The 18270-nt window shown below is 61.1% G+C and carries 16 protein-coding genes and 1 pseudogene; 1 reads left to right on the forward strand and 16 read right to left on the reverse strand.

Annotation, left to right across the window (positions count from 1 at the left end; genetic code table 11):
• Positions 1–366 precede the first annotated feature (366 nt).
• The 12 genes from OKW26_RS14990 to OKW26_RS15045 all read right to left on the reverse strand — a co-directional run bounded on the left by OKW26_RS14990 (position 367) and on the right by OKW26_RS15045 (position 12948).
• A complete protein-coding gene (locus OKW26_RS14990; RefSeq protein WP_429354245.1) occupies positions 367–1032 on the reverse strand; it encodes an MCP four helix bundle domain-containing protein in 666 nt (221 codons plus the stop codon).
• 136 nt (positions 1033–1168) lie between these two features.
• Complete coding sequence (locus OKW26_RS14995; RefSeq protein WP_429354102.1) at positions 1169–1480, reverse strand: high-potential iron-sulfur protein; 312 nt, start codon at positions 1478–1480, stop codon at positions 1169–1171.
• A gap of 79 nt (positions 1481–1559) precedes the next feature.
• Positions 1560–3011, reverse strand: coding sequence for an NAD(P)(+) transhydrogenase (Re/Si-specific) subunit beta (locus OKW26_RS15000; protein WP_429354103.1), 1452 nt, complete (start codon positions 3009–3011; stop codon positions 1560–1562).
• Positions 3011–3352, reverse strand: coding sequence for an NAD(P) transhydrogenase subunit alpha (locus OKW26_RS15005; protein ID WP_429354104.1), 342 nt, complete (start codon positions 3350–3352; stop codon positions 3011–3013). The genes OKW26_RS15000 and OKW26_RS15005 overlap by 1 nt, the downstream gene beginning before the upstream one ends.
• A 23-nt stretch (positions 3353–3375) precedes the next feature.
• Positions 3376–4518, reverse strand: coding sequence for a Re/Si-specific NAD(P)(+) transhydrogenase subunit alpha (locus OKW26_RS15010; protein WP_429354105.1), 1143 nt, complete (start codon positions 4516–4518; stop codon positions 3376–3378).
• A gap of 115 nt (positions 4519–4633) precedes the next feature.
• Positions 4634–5926 (reverse strand): citrate synthase, encoded by a 1293-nt coding sequence (gltA, locus tag OKW26_RS15015; RefSeq protein ID WP_429354106.1) that lies wholly within the window; start codon positions 5924–5926, stop codon positions 4634–4636.
• Positions 5927–6089: 163 nt separating this feature from the next.
• A complete protein-coding gene (locus OKW26_RS15020) occupies positions 6090–6941 on the reverse strand; it encodes a 3-hydroxybutyryl-CoA dehydrogenase (protein WP_429354107.1) in 852 nt (283 codons plus the stop codon).
• A 33-nt stretch (positions 6942–6974) separates the two neighbouring features.
• The gene (gene bktB, locus OKW26_RS15025; RefSeq protein WP_429354108.1) at positions 6975–8162 is read right to left on the reverse strand and encodes a beta-ketothiolase BktB; all 1188 of its coding nucleotides are present in this window, start codon (positions 8160–8162) and stop codon (positions 6975–6977) included.
• Positions 8163–8219: 57 nt separating this feature from the next.
• Entirely contained in the window at positions 8220–9908 is a 1689-nt protein-coding gene (locus tag OKW26_RS15030; protein ID WP_429354109.1) for an electron transfer flavoprotein-ubiquinone oxidoreductase, read from the reverse strand.
• Positions 9908–11710 carry an acyl-CoA dehydrogenase gene (locus OKW26_RS15035; RefSeq protein WP_429354110.1) on the reverse strand — a complete coding sequence of 601 codons (1803 nt, stop codon included), beginning with the start codon at positions 11708–11710 and terminating at the stop codon, positions 9908–9910. Before OKW26_RS15035 ends, OKW26_RS15030 begins: the two co-directional genes overlap by 1 nt.
• A 250-nt stretch (positions 11711–11960) precedes the next feature.
• Entirely contained in the window at positions 11961–12557 is a 597-nt protein-coding gene (locus OKW26_RS15040) for an AraC family transcriptional regulator ligand-binding domain-containing protein (RefSeq protein ID WP_429354246.1), read from the reverse strand.
• A 94-nt stretch (positions 12558–12651) separates the two neighbouring features.
• Positions 12652–12948 carry an EthD family reductase gene (locus OKW26_RS15045; RefSeq protein ID WP_429354111.1) on the reverse strand — a complete coding sequence of 99 codons (297 nt, stop codon included), beginning with the start codon at positions 12946–12948 and terminating at the stop codon, positions 12652–12654.
• A 287-nt stretch (positions 12949–13235) separates the two neighbouring features.
• Here OKW26_RS15045 and OKW26_RS15050 point away from each other — a divergent pair.
• A pseudogene (locus OKW26_RS15050) lies at positions 13236–14327 on the forward strand (ISL3 family transposase); the annotation flags it as partial.
• A gap of 165 nt (positions 14328–14492) precedes the next feature.
• On the opposite strand, the gene OKW26_RS15055 reads toward OKW26_RS15050, so the two are convergent.
• The 4 genes from OKW26_RS15055 to OKW26_RS15070 all read right to left on the reverse strand — a co-directional run bounded on the left by OKW26_RS15055 (position 14493) and on the right by OKW26_RS15070 (position 18172).
• Positions 14493–15224, reverse strand: a complete 732-nt coding sequence (locus OKW26_RS15055; protein ID WP_429354112.1) for a hypothetical protein — start codon at positions 15222–15224, stop codon at positions 14493–14495.
• An 84-nt stretch (positions 15225–15308) separates the two neighbouring features.
• Positions 15309–15986 carry a hypothetical protein gene (locus tag OKW26_RS15060; protein ID WP_429354113.1) on the reverse strand — a complete coding sequence of 226 codons (678 nt, stop codon included), beginning with the start codon at positions 15984–15986 and terminating at the stop codon, positions 15309–15311.
• 34 nt (positions 15987–16020) lie between these two features.
• Positions 16021–16677, reverse strand: a complete 657-nt coding sequence (locus tag OKW26_RS15065; protein ID WP_429354114.1) for a c-type cytochrome — start codon at positions 16675–16677, stop codon at positions 16021–16023.
• 10 nt (positions 16678–16687) lie between these two features.
• Positions 16688–18172, reverse strand: a complete 1485-nt coding sequence (locus OKW26_RS15070) for an FAD-dependent oxidoreductase (RefSeq protein ID WP_429354115.1) — start codon at positions 18170–18172, stop codon at positions 16688–16690.
• Positions 18173–18270 lie beyond the last annotated feature (98 nt).

Here is an 18270-nt window from a genome sequence, read left to right on the forward strand (position 1 = left end):
CGAGGCCGGCGTGGGGGCAAGCCATTTCTCGATCAGGCTTCGCAAAGACTCTACGTTGCTGCTCATTTCCTACTCCTCTACCTTCAGCACCCACCGCCGGCGATCTACCGGGCTCCTGCCATCAGCCTCCGTGCCCGACACACCGCCTATATGAAACGTTACTAAACATAGGTCATGATACAAAATAATGGCGAACAAAATAGACAGGGGATACCCTGTCTTTTCTGGCCGCCGTGGTGGCATTCCGGTTGCTAGCCGTTTCTTACGCCCGACGATTCCTCCAGCAGGAGGAGGTTGGCGGTCTCCATGAAACGCGCGTCGAGCGCCTTGGCACTATTAGCGCCCGAAACCCCGGTCGCCCCAAGCTCAGGTCGCTGTCCCGCATGCCTGCGAGCGGACCTCGAAGACTGCAATCGCACACCGCTGGGCGGCGACCTGGTCCTCCAGCGAGAGCGCCGCCTGCGCGGCCTGCTCGACCACGGCAGCATTGTTGCGGAGCACCTGATCCATGCGATTCACCGCGTCGTTCACCTGCCCGATCCCGCCGCGCTGTTCTTCTGAAGCTTCGAAGATGCTGTCGTTGATTTCGACCACGCGCTGGATCGCACGCCGAACGTCCTCCCATGTCCAGATTGCCGGAGCGAAGCACCTCGACGATGTCGTCGGATTGCGTCCGGAAGGCGGCCAGGACCTCGCTACCCGATCGGCCAGTCTGCGCTCATCCGTCGTCGCGATCTTTGCCGGATAGTAGTCACGCCAAGCCACATCGAGCTTCTTCTGCTCCTTGCCGATATCTGCCACGAGATCCGCCGCCCTCTCCTGTTCGTGCAACGCCTGGATGTAACGCATCTGCAGGCGGATCTTCAGCGCCGCCGCTTGCATCGCGGCGAGATCTTCGATCGGCACGGTACTCGCCGAATACATGCTGCCCATGTCGGTGCTGAGCCTTGCGAGACCGCGCAGACCCATGAGACCGATAACCACCATCAGCGCCACGCAGACGCTGAGCGTCAGCATGACCTTGAACCGGATTGTCCCCGCGAAAGCTCCCGTACGGCCAGCCTTTTACTCTCGTATTACGAACTATCTGGTTTTGCCGTCCTGCTGCCGCGCCTCTTACTGGCGTTGCCAAGTGACGCTTCAGAGACCGCCGATACGGTCGGCTACGTCACGCTTTCCTGCTATAGGCACTGCACCAGCCCTTGCCCTCGACCTGCTTGCCTCCGAACATCGGGCAAGCCGCGAACGCATCGCTCGGCTTGCCCTGATAGAAGGTGCAATTCCCGCAGATCTGACCGGCCGCGTACTTCGCGTACCTCGCTTTGTCGACCTTGGTCGCGTCCGACTTGTAGCCGAGCGCCTGAGCCGTGGAGTCAGTGTCCGATAACTTTGGCGAATCGGCGAATGCGAGCCGCGAAAGTGCCAGACTCGAAGCGACACCGGCGGTCGTGATCATAAAAGTACGGCGCGATGCTTTCATGCAGGTCCTTATCGTTCAGGGAAATTTTTTGTCGACAAACCGGGAAATTTCCGGGGTATCAATTGTTGTGCCAATGGCGTTACGCCGCCTTAACCATATCCTCGATCACCTTCTTCGCATCACCGAACACCATCATCGTCTTGTCCATGTAGAACAGGTCGTTGTCGAGCCCGGCGTAGCCCGCTGCCATCGAACGCTTGTTGACGATCACCGTGCGCGCCTTGTACGCCTCGATGATCGGCATGCCCGCGATCGGCGACTTCGGATCGTTCTTCGCCGCCGGATTCACCACGTCGTTCGCGCCGAGCACCAGCACCACGTCGACCTGGCCGAACTCGCCGTTGATATCGTCCATTTCATAGACCATGTCGTAGGCGACTTCGGCTTCGGCGAGCAGCACGTTCATGTGTCCCGGCATCCGGCCGGCCACCGGGTGAATCGCGTACTTCACCTCGATACCCTTCTCGACGAGCTTGTCGGTCAACTCCTTCAACGCATGCTGCGCGCGCGCCACGGCCAGCCCGTAACCCGGCACGATCACCACGGTTTCCGCATTGCCGAGCATGAAGGCCGCATCGTCGGCCGAACCGGATTTCACCGGACGCTGCTCGGCCGAACCACCTGCGGCCGCCGCACCCGGCTCATTGCCGAAGCCGCCGAGAATCACGTTGAAGAACGAGCGGTTCATCGCGCGGCACATGATGTACGACAGGATCGCACCGGATGAGCCGACCAGCGAGCCCGCGATGATCAGCATCGGATTGTTCAGCGAGAAGCCGATGCCCGCCGCCGCCCAGCCCGAATACGAGTTCAGCATCGACACGACCACCGGCATATCCGCGCCGCCGATCGGAATGATGATCAGCACGCCGAGCACGAACGCGATCAGCGTCATAATGATGAACGGCAGCCACGACTGCGTGAGGAAGAACAGAATGCCGAAGCCGAGCATCGCCAGTGCCAGCATCAGGTTGATCGGATGCTGGCCGCCGTACACGACCGGCGCGCCCTGAAACAGCCGGAACCTGTACTTGCCCGACAGCTTGCCGAACGCGATCACCGAACCCGAGAACGTGATCGCGCCGACGAACGTGCCGATGAACAGCTCGATACGGTTACCGTACGGCAGGAAACCCGGCGCCGTATTCTCCGGATCGACAAGACCGAACGCGGCCGGCTCCGACACCACCGCATACGCGATACACACGGCCGCGAGACCGATCAGCGAGTGCATGGCCGCGACCAGTTCCGGCATCTTGGTCATCTCGACGCGCGCGGCGACGAACGCGCCCACCGCGCCGCCGACCACCAGCGCGACCAGCAGCAGACCGAGACCCAGACCGAGGTTCGAGCCGAGCCCGTTCGCCTGCTTGACGATCAGCGCGATGGTGGTGAGGATCGCGATCGCCATCCCGGCCATGCCGAAGGTATTGCCGATGCGCGCCGTCTTCGGATTCGACAGCCCTTTAAGCGCCTGGATGAAGCAGACCGACGCGACCAGATAAAGCAGCGTGACGACGTTCAGACTCATTACGCGTTCTCCCGTGTCGTGGATTGTGCCTTGTCAGCGGGGAGCTTCTTCGGCTCTTTCTTGCGGAACATCTCCAGCATTCGTCGTGTGACGAGAAAGCCGCCGAATACGTTGACTGCCGACAGCGCGACCGCGAGCGTGCCGAAGAACTTGCCGGGCGTGCCCAGGGTCAGGCCCGCGGCGAGCATTGCGCCGACGATCACGATCGCCGAAATCGCGTTGGTCACGGCCATCAGCGGCGTGTGCAGCGCGGGCGTGACGTTCCAGACCACGTGGTAGCCGACGTAAATCGCCAGCACGAAAATGATCAGATTGATGACGGTGTGATTGATGACTTCCATCGCCGTTCTCCTTTAGTGGTTGCTCAGGCCTTGCGCGTGACTTCGCCGTCACGGGCCAGCAGCGTGGCCGCGACGATGTCGTCCGCGAGATCGATGGTGAGTGTCCCTTCCTTCGTGATGATCAGCTTGAGGAAGTCGAGCAGATTGCGCGCGTATAAAGACGACGCGTCGGCGGGCACCATCGAGGCCAGATTCGTATAGCCGACGATGATCACACCATGTTTCGTGACGACCTGGTCCGCTTCGGTCAGCGGACAGTTGCCGCCGCGCCGGCCTTCATACTCCGCGCCGCGTCCGGCGGCGAGATCCACCAGTACGGAGCCGGGTTTCATCGCCCGCACGGTTTCCGCTGAAATCAAGGTCGGCGCGGCGCGGCCCGGAATCAACGCGGTGGAGATCACCACGTCCGCCTGTCTGGCGCGCTCGTGGACCAGCGCCGACTGGCGTTGCAGCCATGAAGGCGGCATCGGCCGCGCATAGCCGCCGACGCCTTGCGCGGCTTCGCGCTCCTCGTCGGTTTCGTAGGGCACGTCGAGAAACTTCGCACCGAGCGATTCGATCTGCTCTTTCACGGCGGGGCGGACGTCGGAGGCTTCGATCACCGCACCCAGACGCTTGGCGGTCGCGATCGCCTGCAAGCCCGCGACGCCAGCGCCGAGAATCAGCACGCGCGCGGCCTTCACGGTGCCGGCCGCGGTCATCAGCATCGGCATGAAGCGCGGATAGAGCGTGGCGGCCAATAAAACCGCCTTGTAGCCCGCAATGTTCGCCTGCGACGACAGCACGTCGAGACTTTGTGCCCGCGTGGTGCGTGGCGCGGCTTCGAGCGCGAAGGCGGTGACACCCGCGGAGGCGAGCTTCGATGAGTTTTCGGTATTGAACGGATCGAGCATGCCGACCAGCACCGCGCCGCGTTTGAGCAACGGCAATTCGGCGTCGGTGGGCGACTGGACCTTCAGGACCAGATCGGCGCCGAACGCGGTCGCCGCGTCGACGATCTCCGCGCCGGCGGCCGTAAAGGCATCGTCAGGAAAGCTGGCGCCGGTGCCGGCGCCGCTCTGGATCGTGACCCGGTGGCCCTGGGTCACATACTTCTTGACCGTTTCGGGCGTCGCGGCGACGCGGGTTTCGTGCGCGCGCGTCTCGGCTGGCACTCCGATGTGCATATACCCTCTTTCGACGTCGTGGGAACGTTTTATTAAATGAAACGAGCCAGATTTGCCGTCACGCGAGACGGCAAATCCGCATCACAGGGACAAGTTGACAATGTCCGCATACGAACTAGCGATCAGCTACTCTGCGAGCACCGTTTCCGACGAACAACTGACGTGGACGACCAATCTTCTGTTCCGGATCGGCGATCATTTCGTTCCACTGCGCAATCCAGCCGACCGTACGTGCCATCGCGAAGATACACGTGAACATCGCCGTCGGGATGCCCAGTGCACGTTGCACGATGCCCGAGTAGAAGTCGACGTTCGGGTACAGCTTGCGCGACACGAAGTATTCGTCTTCCAGCGCAATCTTTTCCAGTGCCATGGCGAGCTTGAACAGCGGGTCGTCGTGCAGGCCCAGCTCTTCGAGCACTTCGTAGCAGGTCTCGCGCATCAGCTTCGCGCGCGGGTCGTAGTTCTTGTACACGCGGTGGCCGAAGCCCATCAGCTTCACGCCCGAGTTCTTGTCCTTCACCTGCTTGATGAACTCAGGAATGTTGTCGACCGAGCCGATTTCTTCCAGCATGGTCAGCGCGGCTTCGTTCGCGCCGCCGTGCGCCGGGCCCCAAAGACACGCGATACCCGCCGCGATACACGCGAACGGATTCGCGCCCGACGAACCGGCGAGCCGCACGGTCGACGTCGACGCGTTCTGCTCGTGGTCAGCGTGCAGGATCAGGATACGGTCGAGCGCGCGCACCAGCACGTCGTTGACCTCGTACTCTTCGCACGGGTTCGAGAACATCATGCGCATGAAGTTCGCGCTGTACGACAGGTCGTTCTTCGGATACATGAACGGCTGGCCGATGCTGTACTTGTACGCCATCGCGACCAGCGTGGGCAGCTTCGCGATCATACGGATCGCCGACACTTCGCGGTGACGCGGGTTATTGATGTCGAGCGAGTCGTGATAGAACGCGGACAGCGCGCCGACCGCCGCGACCAGAATTGCCATCGGATGCGCGTCGCGACGGAAGCCGCGGAAGAAGAACTGCATCTGCTCGTGCACCATCGTGTGCTTCGTGACGGTGCCGACGAATTCGACCTTCTGCTTCTCGTTCGGCAGCTCGCCGTTCAACAGCAGGTAGCAGGTTTCGAGGAAGTCGGCGTTTTGCGCGAGGTTGTCGATCGGGTAGCCGCGGTACAGCAGTTCGCCCTTGTCGCCGTCGATGTAGGTAATCGCCGAATTGCACGCCGCCGTCGACATGAAGCCCGGGTCGTACGTGAATTTGCCGGTCTGGCCGTACAGTTTGCGAATGTCGATCACATCCGGGCCAATCGTGCCCTTGTAAATCGGCATTTCGACGCTCGGCGACTCGTCACTGAAGGACAACGTCGCCTTGATCGCTGAGTGTTCCATATCTATCTGGTTTTCCAAAATAATAAAGTCGAGTTCCAGTACCTGTCGGACGATCGAAAACTACAAGCCACGGCCGGGTCCTCTTCGACACCCCCGCGACATATCGCGCAGCCTGCCAGGCTGGCGGCCCACAATAAGTGCAGTTCGCTCGTCGACACGCTGCTCAGTCGTAGCCGTAGACACCTTGTCCGGTCTTTCGACCAAGCCGGCCGGCGGCCACGAATTCGCGCAGCAGCGGGCACGCGCGGTACTTCGGGTCACCGAAATCCTTCGCGAATACATCTAGCACGGACAGGCAGACATCGAGCCCCACGAGGTCCGCGAGAGCTAGCGGGCCGATCGGGTGGTTCGCGCCAAGACACATGCCGGCGTCGATCTCTTCCGCCGTCGCAATGCCCTCTGCAAGCACGAAGAACGCTTCGTTGATCATCGGCACCAGAATCCGGTTGACCACAAAACCTGGGGCGTTCTTGACGCAGATCGGCGACTTGCCAAACCGCGTCGTCAGTTCGCGGATCGCCTGCACAGTGGCATCGTTCGTCTGCAAGCCACGGATGATCTCCACCAGCGGCATCAGCGGTACCGGGTTAAAGAAATGCATACCAACGAAGCGGGAAGCATCTGACAGCGTAGATGCAAGCGCCGTGATGGAGATCGACGAGGTGTTCGATGCGATGATCGAGTCGGCACGAGCTGAGGCTTCGATCTGTTTCAGGATGCGCACCTTCAGTTCGGTGCTTTCCGTGGCGGCCTCGATCACGAGATCGACGTTCGCAAGGCGCTGATAGTCGGTCGAGGTCTCGATGCGGGCGAGCGCCGCGTCGCGCATGGCTGCATCGATTTTTTCTTTCGCGACGAGCCGCTCGAGGCTGGACGTAAGCGTCGCCATTCCCTTCACCAACGCCGCCTCGGCAAGATCGATCATCATGACCTTCAGTCCGGACACCGCGGCAGTCTGGGCAATGCCATTGCCCATGGTGCCCGCGCCGACGATTCCTACCGTTTCAATTGCCATATCTGTCGCCTCCTGCAAGTTCTCGTGTGCTGTTCACTGAAGGTTCTCGAAGATGGCCGCGATGCCCTGGCCGCCGCCGATGCACATCGTCACGAGCGCGTAGCGCCCATGGATGCGCTGCAGTTCGTAAAGCGCCTTGACCGTGATCAGCGCGCCTGTCGCGCCGATCGGATGGCCGAGCGAGATGCCCGAGCCGTTCGGATTGACTTTAGCTGCATCGAGCTGCAACTCCTGCGCCACCGCACACGCCTGCGCGGCAAACGCCTCGTTCGCCTCGATGACATCAAGGTCACCGATAGTGAGGCCGGCCCGCTCCAGCGCGATGCGCGTGGCAGGCACCGGGCCGATGCCCATATAACGCGGATCGACTCCCGCATGCGCGTACGACACCAGGCGTGCCATCGGTTTGCGTCCGAGCGCTTCAGCCTCCTTGCGCTCCATCATCAGGACCGCTGCCGCCGCATCGTTGATCCCGGAGGCGTTGCCAGCCGTCACCGTGCCGCGCTCTTTCTGGAACACCGGGCGCAGCCCGTTGAGTTCCGCCAGATCGACGTCCTGACGCACATGCTCGTCGGTATCGAACACGACCTCCTTGCCTTTGACTTTCCGCGTTATCGGGAGGATCTGTTCCTTGAAGCGTCCCTCGGCGATCGCGCGGGTGGCCCGGCGGTGCGATTCCAGCGCCAGTGCGTCTTGCTGGTCACGCGTGATGCCGTACTTCTGCGCGACGTTCTCCGCGGTAACCCCCATCGGCACCGCATGGAATGGATCGTTCAGCGCGCCGAGCATCATGTCGATCAGGCGGGCGTCGCCCATGCGCGCACCGAAGCGCGCATCGGGCGTCACATACGGGGCGCGGCTCATGTTCTCCGCGCCGCCCCCGATCGCTACATCCGCGTCGCCGAGCAGAATGGTTTGCGCAGCAGAGACGACCGCCTGCAGGCCCGACCCGCAAAGCCGGTTGACGGTAAAGGCCGGCGTCGCTTCGGAGACGCCGCCGTTAAGCGCGGCGACCCGCGCCAGATAGAGGTCTTTGGGCTCGGTCGCGATCACGTTTCCGAACACGACGTGGCCGACCTGGTCGCCTGCGAGCTGCGCGCGCGCCAGCACCTCGCGCACGACGATCGCGCCGAGCTCAGTCGGTGGCAGATCCTTCAGACTGCCGCCGAATTTCCCGACGGCCGTGCGGACACCACTGACAACAACGACTTCCCTCTGCATCAGTTGCTCCTTGAATTGGTTGCTGTGCCCTTCTTGAAACGAAGCCCTGTCGGCCGATCACATATTCGGATAATTCGGACCGCCGCCGCCTTCAGGCGTCACCCACACGATGTTCTGCGTCGGGTCCTTGATATCGCACGTCTTGCAATGCACGCAGTTCTGCGCGTTGATCATGAGGCGTTCGCTGCCGTCGTCGTTCCTGACGAACTCGTAGACGGCAGCCGGACAGTAGCGTGACTCAGGGCCGGCATAGGTCTGCCAGTTCACATTCACCGGCACTGAAGAGTCTTTCAGCGTCAGGTGAGCCGGCTGATTTTCCTCGTGATTCGTGTTCGAGATGAACACCGAGGAGAGCCGATCGAACGTCAGCTTGCCGTCCGGCTTCGGATACGTGATCGGCTTGCACTGCGAAGCCGGCTTCAGCATCTCGTGATCGGAATGCTGGTGATGCAGTGTCCACGGCACATTGCCGCCCAGCAGCTTCTGCTCGATGCCGACCATCAGCGTGCCGAGGTACAGGCCCTTGCTCATCCACTGCTTGAAGTTGCGCGCACGATGCAATTCCGTGTGAAGCCACGAGGTCTTGAACGACTCCGGATAGGCCGTCAGTTCATCGCTGGTGCGGCCTGCCTGCACGGCTTCAAAAGCAGCCTCAGCCGCCAGCATGCCGGTCTTGATCGCCGCATGCGAGCCCTTGATCCGCGATGCGTTCAGGAAACCCGCATCGTCGCCCACCAGCGCGCCACCCGGGAACACCAGCTTCGGCAGCGACAGCAGGCCACCCGCGGTGATCGCGCGCGCGCCGTAGGACACGCGCTTGCCGCCTTCGAGAATCGCGCGGATCGCCGGATGCGTCTTGTAGCGCTGGAATTCCTCGAACGGCGACAGATACGGATTCGAATAGCCGAGGCCGACCACGAAGCCGACCACGACCTGGTTGTTGTCCATGTGGTAGAGGAACGAGCCGCCGTAGGTGTCGTTTTCGAGCGGCCAGCCGGCCGTGTGCATCACCAGACCCGGCTTGTGCCTGGCGGGATCGATCTCCCACAGCTCCTTGATACCGATGCCGTAGACCTGCGGATCGACGCCGTCGCGCAGCTTGAACTTCTCGTTCAGCTGGCGGCCGAGGTGGCCGCGCGCGCCTTCGCAGAACAGCGTGTACTTCGCGTGCAGCTCCATGCCGAGCTGGAAGTTCCCGGTCGGTTCGCCGTCCTTGCCGATGCCCAGATTGCCGGTCGCGACGCCTTTGACCGAACCATCGTCGTTGTACAGAATCTCGGCAGCCGGAAAGCCCGGGAAGATCTCGACACCCAACGCCTCAGCCTGCTGACCCAGCCAGCGCGTCACATTCGCGAGGCTGATCACGTAGTTGCCGTGATTCTTGAAATTGTCCGGCAGCGCCCAGGTCGGCACGCTCTTCGAACCGGTTTCCGTCAGGAACAGGAATCTGTCGTCGGTCACGTCCACCGTCAGCGGCGCGCCTTTTTCCTTCCAGTCGGGAATCAGCTCGGTGATCGCACGCGGGTCCATCACCGCGCCCGAGAGGATATGCGCCCCGATCTCCGAGCCTTTTTCCAGTACGCACACGCCAAGCTCGACGCCCTTCTCCGCGGCCAGCTGCTTTAGCCGGATCGCCGCGGACAGCCCAGCCGGGCCGCCGCCGACGATCACGACGTCGTATTCCATCGACTCGCGTGGACCGTATTGCTCGATGAGGCGAGCTTCAGTCATGATCCCCCCTTGCATCAGAACTGGTCTTCCGTCAGCGCCAGCACGCCCACGTCATCCTGCGCGCCGACGATGGCCGCTTCCAACGCGAGTGCCTGCGGCAGGACCTGCGTCGCGAAACAGTGTGCCGTCGCGATCTTCGCGTCGTAGAACGACGGATCGTCGCTGCGCTTCTCCGTGGCCACCAGTAGCGCCCGGGCGAACTGCCAGCCAGCCAGCACGATGCCGGCCAGCTTCAGATACGACACACTGCCGGCAAACACCACGTTCGGTTCCTGCTGGGCTCGGGCGAGCACAAACTCGACGACGTTCGCCAGCGCAACGCGACCCGCCGCAAGATGACGGTAAAGCACCTGGAACGCTGGGCTGGACTCGTACGAGGCATGCTCCAACAACGCCGCAAGCGTTTCGTCAATCTGCTCGATCAACACCTTGGCGACTGCACCGCCGTCGCGGAGCGTCTTGCGTCCGACCAGGTCGTTCGCCTGGATCGCGGTCGTACCTTCGTAGATCGTCAGAATGCGTGCGTCGCGGTAGTACTGCGCGGCGCCAGTCTCTTCGATGAAACCCATCCCGCCATGCACCTGTACGCCCAGGCTCGCGACGTCGATCGACAGCTCCGTACTCCAACCCTTCACGACTGGCACCAGATATTCGTAGATCGCCTGATGGTCGGCTCGCACCGGCTCGTCGGCGTGACGATGCGCGATGTCGCTGTGGGCAGCAGCGACGTAGGCGAGCGCACGGGCTCCTTCCGTCAACGCGCGCATCGTCGCGAGCATGCGGCGCACGTCGGGATGCTGAATAACCGCCACTGACTGTTTAGCCGAACCGTCAACCGGCCGGCTCTGCACGCGCTCCTTCGCATAGGCAACGGCTTTCTGGTACGCGCGATCGGCAACAGCGATGCCCTGCACGCCGACACCGAAGCGCGCCGCGTTCATCATGATGAACATGTACTCGAGCCCGCGGTTGGCCTCGCCGATCAGGTAACCGATTGCGCCTCCGTGATCACCAAATTGCAACACCGCCGTGGGGCTCGCCTTGATGCCCAGCTTGTGTTCGATCGACACACACTGCACGTCGTTGCGCGCGCCAAGCGTGCCGTCGTCGTTGATCATGAACTTCGGGACGATAAAGAGCGAAATACCCCTCACACCTTGCGGCGCGCCCGGTATCCGCGCGAGCACAAGGTGCACGATGTTCCCCGCCATATCGTGCTCGCCCCAGGTGATGAAGATCTTCGTTCCGAAAATGCGGTATGTGCCGTCGTTGCAGGGTTCAGCGCGTGTGCGCACGAGCGCGAGATCGGAACCGGCCTGCGGTTCAGTGAGGTTCATCGTACCGGTCCACTCGCCAGAGATCAGCTTCGGCACGTAGCGTTGCTTCTGCTCCTCGCTGCCCGCGGTCAATAGCGCCTCGATCGCGCCGTCGGTCAACAACGGACACAGCGCAAGCGACAGGTTCGCGGCATTCAGCATTTCGATGCACGGTGTGGCAAGCAGTTTCGGCAACCCTTGGCCGCCATATTCGATGGGGTGAACGACACCCTGCCAGCCGCCCTCGGCGAACTGCTGAAATGCTTCCTTGAAGCCTGGCGAGGCGGTGACCGCCCCATCCGTCCAGCTGCTCGGGTTCCTGTCTCCTTCGACATTCAGTGGCGCCAGCACGTCCGCATTAAAGCGGGCGGCTTCTTCGAGGACTGCCTGCGCAGTTTCAACTGTCGCGTCCTCGAAGCCGGGCAGCGTCGACACGTGTTCGAGACCTGCAAGTTCATTCATGGCGAACAGCATGTCCTTGACGGGCGCGGAATAGCTCATCCTGTGTCTTCCCAATGGTGGAATTTAAAGGGGTGCCATGACACTGGAACGCCAGGTCCTGCACGGCAACGATTGACGGACATCGTAGCCTCGAACATGGCGAATCCGGCTGACCGAACCGGACCATCTATTGACAAAGTTGGCCACGGAATACGAGCAATCCGGTCGTGTAGCCGTGGCGCGGCGCGTTTTTCACGGCCGATGCGCGACAACACCGGCCCCTCGTGAAGGCCCGGTGTTGTCAATGGAATCAGGTGCCGCGGCGGTACGCGCCTGGTGTGCTGCCCGTCCAGTGCCGAAAGGCCCGATGGAAGGCGGTCGGATCATCGAAGCCGATATCATGCGGTGGACGCGGAAACGCAAAGCGGACTTGCAGCAGCGGAACCTTCTGGCCGACGAGCCAGGACGCCACGCCGTGCGCGAGTTTCAGCATCAGTTCCTGACCAAGGACGCTGACGGCCGCGGCGCCCTGTCCGAGCGCGACATCAGCCACCAAAGCACTGCGCCGTGTCTCGAACCGGAAGTCATCGAGCACGATATGCATGAACTGGCCGAACCGATGCATCGCGGTTTCCAGGTTGGGCGCGTCGAGGAGACTCAGGCACAGGAATTTCAGGGTGCCGTTGCGTAATGGCCGCGTGAAGATGCCCGGCATTTCGTCGTCGAATTCGATCGCCAGTGCCCGGTACAGCGTCGCGAACTGCGCCTGCGTCACGCGCGCGCCCGGTTCGGTCAATAACGCGCGCGAGATGCTCGCACCTTCGAGGTATCGATCGACGACGTCAGGCTGGGCGCCCACGCCGTCGAGAAAACCGAGGGACACTGAAGCACACCTTGCTGGATGCAGTTGAGCGAGTCGACCACCCCTTCAGACGACAGAAAGCACAGTGGTGCGATGCAGCCCAGGCGGCAATAGCGAAGTCAGGCCGCTGCGCGATCCGTCAGTCGTCCGCGTGGAAAATCGTCGGTGTGATATCGGTGAAGTTTTTCACGTCGCCGATCACTTCGGCGGCTTTGGCGGAGGAAAGGGCCATATCGATCCCGATCTGATCGCTGAAACGTAGTATCGCTACGCATGCGAAGGGTTGCGGCGCTGGTGATGGAAACAGGACCTCGGCCGATTGCAGACCGAACTCACCCCACGCCGAGAGGACAAGCGGAGCATGGACCGAAAGGTAATACTCGCGGTCAAACCTCCCGCCTTCTGTGCTCGGGTAGCTCACGATCAGGGTAGTCATATCTAATCCAGTGTTGAGATGTGTTTGAGAGTTGAAAAAAAGGGATCTTCGCGGAAAAGTGTGATGGTTTTTCATGATGAAAACGTCGGAGAGCCAATCTGGGTAAGGGTTCGCGCGTCTTGATGGCCTCGCGAAATCGGGCATGATTTCGCGATGGCTACTTCACGCAAACTCAAGCGTCTTTCTGACGCATACCGGTTCGACGGATTCCGTCCTTGCGAAGCGCTGCGCGGTGTCTTCGGTGATCGCATGGCACGCGTAGTCACGCTGGTTCGGCGCTCAAAAAAACGGCCTGCAAGGGATGTGGTCGACGGTGCTCGATCCACGATCGCACGGTGCGTCGCGTTCGAGATCTGCCGAACGGCGACGTACGGATTTACCTGGAACTCGAAGCTCGTCGGGTCCGCTGTCGATGCGATGGCAGCGTGAAAGGCGAACGACTGAGCTTTCTGGCGGACAACCCTCACTACACGAAGCGCTTCGCGTGGTACGTCGGTCGTCGCTGTCGCGAGAGCACGATCAAGGACGTGGCCGACGAACTGCGATTGCACTGGCACACGGTCAAGGACCTCGAGATGCAGTACATGCGGGCGCAACTGGAGCGGTTCGGCACGCCTGGGCCGAAGGTCATCGGCATCGACGAGATTTCGATTGGCAGGGGACAGACGTACCGCATTGTTGTGAGCGACCTGATACGGGGCCGTGCGATCTGGTTCGGTGGCGAAGATCGAAAGGAGGCCAGCATGCATCAGTTCTATGACTGGCTGGGCGAGAAAAAGGCCCGCGGCATCCGGCTTGTCGTGATGGACATGTGGCGGCCGTTTTACAACGTCGCGCAGGAACGCGTGCCGCATGCGGCCATCCTGTACGACAAATTCCACGTCATAAAGCAGCTCAACGAAGCCCTGGATGAAGTGCGCAAGAGCGAATACGCTCGCCTGCAAGGCGAGCAGCGGCGCTACATCAAAGGCCAGAAGTACGTTCTGCTTAGTCATCGCGAAAACCTGTCGATGGAAGGCAGGAACTCGTTGAAGACGCTTCTCGCAGCGAACCGACGGCTGAATACCGCGTACCTGCTCAAGGAGTCGTTCGGGCAGTTGTGGGACTACGAGCGCGAAGGCTGGGCACGTCGCTTCTTCGAGAACTGGAAATCCAGCCTGAGGTGGCAGCGTTTGAAGCCCTATGAGAAGTTTGCCGCGATGGTCGAGCGTCATTGGGAGGGGATTGCTTCCTATTGCAAGCCAGAAAACAAGGTGCCGCTCGGCTTCGTTGAGGGACTCAATAACAAGATTCGGGTCATCCAACGACGCGCGTACGGATTGCGAGATGAGCAGTATCTGCGCCTGAAGATCCTCACTTGCATGCTGCCTCGAATCTGAAAAATGGAGATTTTTCATCACTCTTTTCCGCGAAGACCCAAAAAAAGTACGTTTTGGGCCATATCGCGATAAGAACGGCGGGATAAGCGAGTTCACGACTATCGGGATTGCTTACATCGCTGGGAAATGCTTTGGCGTCGCTCTGGGCTGAACCCGAGCAATGTCTTAGGTGGTTGCGCCAACGCCATGCAAGCGTGCCGGTAACGTCCGTGCGCGGCGGAGCAACTGCCAGCCGAACAACAACATCCACAGCGGCAGAACCAGCACGACGACCATTTCACTGGCATTCGAAAGTGCGTCGAGATCCGGAAAAAAGCCGAACACGAAAAACAAGCCGAAAGCCCAGCCGACGATCTTCAACAGAATCGCTCCCTTCCAGCCCGCGTTCTTGAGCAGTTTGGCCGCAATCAACGTCCAGAAAAGCACGAGGGGGCCTTCGATCCACCAGAGCCCGTTTTGCGTCCCATTGGCTATCGCGGTCCATACTGCCGCCGCTGCGCCTCTCGTAGCATCGTCCCCGCCCGCATACAGATGTGCCAGCGGGTGAAGGATTGCAAACTGCATAACTGCGCCTGTCACGCCCACCATGACATACAGCACGACTGCCATTGCCACCATGTTGCCGAGCGCGCCCAACTCCTCACGAAATACGTGCACGAAGTATCCGCCGATGACGAGGAACGGCAGGTAGAAGCCAAGCGTGTCGGCAACCATGCACCAGCGGAACAGGTCGCGGATATCCGGTGGCAATGCCAGCATCGATGCACCATGCAGCACCATGTCCGCATCCGGGCCCGTCACCGCGACAGACAATCCAACATTCGCATACGCTAGAATGCCGCCGATGATGGCACTCCAAGCCGTAAAGCGCATTACCTTGCGCGAGGTCTGATTCATCATAGTCTCCAGGATAAAACCTTCAGCGCCGCCCGCGCATAACTCCCGATTGTCGCGGACCGCGGCAACAGCAACGTTCTTCATTCAATTGCAGTAGGGAGTAGCGTTCTTCGAAGCCACGCTCCCGCTTCGAACACGCTCAAGGGCGCAGTAGCTGTAATAGATCGCCGGCATGAAGTAGGCCCACGTGCACAGCGCAAGCGTGTAAAAATTGAGCACGACGTTGGTTTCCTCACCAGGAATCTTGTAGAAATCGTAGATGCCGGCAATCGCGAGCGACGTCACCAGCGCCACTGCCACGCCCAGCGCCTCAAGCATCGCGCCGACGTTCAGCAATCGCACGATGAAATAAGCGAGATAGATCGACAGCCAGATCCACATCGCCAGATAGTAATAGGGCAAAACGTCAGCGATGAAATCCGCTCCCACAAGGACGAATGTGAGCGCAAACGAGGCGACGAATGCCGCGACGTCCTGGCGAATTGACGGCTTGTAGCCATGCGTAATCGCCATCATGCCCGCGACGGCGATGATGGGCATGCCGAATCCGCGAGAGAACGCATCGAAGAAGTGCGCTACCTCATAGGAAACTGCATTGCCAGTGGCAAAGAATCCGATGGCGTTCGTCGCGGAGATACCGACAATCCACATCTCCAGCCCGAGAAGATAGTTTCGTTTCTTAACGATCTTCCAGCCGTAGAAAAATGAGCTCAATGCCAGCAAAGCACTAGAGAGCATAAGAACTAAAGATCTGAGGTCCATGACTAAACTCCCAACTCAGGTTGCATCTGATTGGTCAATTTTTCTTCGGATCGAGGTTTGCCAGATAGCTCGCGATAGCCTTGCGGTCTTCCGGTGAAAATCCTTGCGACAGGCTTTTCATTACGCCGGTGGGTTCGCTTCGGGTGCCGGAAGCGAACTCGTCGAACTGCGCGAGCAGATAGTCATATCCCTGACCAGCCAAACGCGGAAACTGCTCGTGGCCCATCAATTGGGAACCGTGACATGCGACACAGTTGCCCGCAGCCACCAGGTGCTGTCCCTTCTCGCGCAGTTGCTGATCCGGCTTGAAGTAGCGATTCGCGACAGGGGTCGCACCGGCGAAATACTCAGCGAGGGATTTGATCTGCGGATCGCTCATCGTCATCGCGAGAGGTCCCATGTTCGGATTGCGCCGCGCCTCACCGGCGAAATTGTGGAGTTGGGTTTCCAGGTAGGGGGCCGGTTGGCCCGCCAGGCTCGGATAGCCCTGATGAAGCGAATTGCCCTTGACGCCGTGACACACAGTGCAGGTGTCGGTCACGTGCGGCCAGGGGCCGCCGTCGGCGAGATAGGCTGCTGTCGAAGTAGTGATATAGCCCTGAAGCCTGTAGAGACCTAGCAGATCAGAACCGAAAACGGCCAGCAGCAGGACGATAACCAAAGGAATGCCAATCAATAGGTATTTTTTCATCGCTGCCCTCTTACGCCCGACGCAGGGCATTCAGTGCCTGAAGCGCGCCATGATGACCGGAGCGCACGGCGCCATCCATGTAGCCGGCCCAGATATTCGCCGTCTCCGTCCCCGACCAGATCAGCTTGCCGCACGACGGGTGCAGCGCTTCTCCGTGGGCGCTCCAGAAGCCCGGCGGAATGGCGGAAATACAGGTAATGGTCCAGGGATCGACCCGGCTCCAGTCCTGATCGTGGTAGGCGATGGGAGACAGCGCATCGTCGCCCCATGCCTGCGCGTAGAGTTGCTTGTGCATGGCCATTGCCGCGTCCCGCTCCGAGGGGACCATCCCATTCTCGACGAACGCGTTGATCACCCCGATCTCCCCAGCGGGCGGGGAGTTGTCGAAGGCCCAGAGGATGGGGCCATTGACCTGGAAGATGCTGCCGTTCATGCCCTTGTCGCGCCAGAACGGGCGGCGATAGACCATGGCCGTCTTCCGTGCAGGGGAATGCGCGGGCCATGCGCGCTGCAAGGCCGCGCGCTTGTCGGGCAGAGGCGGATCGAACTGCACCTGATGACACAAAGCCGGATGGATGGCCACGACGACGGTCCGTGCCCGCACTTCTCCATGGTCGGTATGCAGGGTGACAACGTCGCCGTCCCATCCGGAAATCTGGCGGACCGGCGTAGACAGTCGCACCTTGTCGCCCTGTTGCTCGGCCATCTTGATGCTGAGGATTTGCGAGCCGCCGACGAAGCGGGTTTCCTGGGCGCTGTGCTTGATGCTGTCGAGCTGCGAATAATCGCAATCCGCCGAATTGATCATCGAAAGGAAATGCAGCAACCCCATCTTCGCCGGCGCCGCGCCGCCCGAGAGAATGCTGCTGGCATTCCATGCCACCTGGTCTTCAGGCTTGATGTCCTGCCTCGCCAGCCAATCGCCGACCGAGAGCTTGTCCAGTTCGCCGACCTTCGAGGACGTCCACGGCGCACCACAAGGCACGTCGCGTGACAGCCTGCCGAGCCTTGCTCCGACCGCCTCGTCGGTGCCGAACGTGCCCTTCAGATCGACTGTCACACGCCCCGCACCGCCCAGAATGACCGTATTGCCGTCGTAGTAGGTTGGGAACGTCCCGACGCCCAGTTCACGCGCGAGATCAGCGACGGCGGTCTGGCCGGGCCCCATCCATTGCCCGCCGACTTCCGAAACGAAGCCACCGGGGATGTTGTAGTTGAGTGTTCGTCCCCCCACACGATCCCGGGCTTCCAGCACCAGAAAGGACTCGCAGCCCGCCTGACGCAGGTCTCGCGCGGCGGTCAGTCCGGCCAGCCCCGCTCCAATGATGGCGACGTCGAGAATGCCGTCCGCGCCTTGCGCGGCCTTGGTAACCGCGGCATGCGACTGTCGGGCACCCATGGCGAGCGTGCCAACAGCAGCCGAGGCACTGGCATATTTGAGCCATTGCCTGCGCTGCAGGTTCGCAGCGCCGTCAGGGGAAGATTTTTTTGCCATAGTGCCTCTGTCTACGTGATGAAGGTTCCCGCTCCTTGTGGCTCACCGAAGCCGCTCTGCTCAGGCGCCAGGTTCCAGGCTCCATATCCGATCGCTAC

Source organism: Paraburkholderia sp. 32, assembly GCF_050435345.1.
GTDB lineage: Bacteria > Pseudomonadota > Gammaproteobacteria > Burkholderiales > Burkholderiaceae > Paraburkholderia > Paraburkholderia tuberum.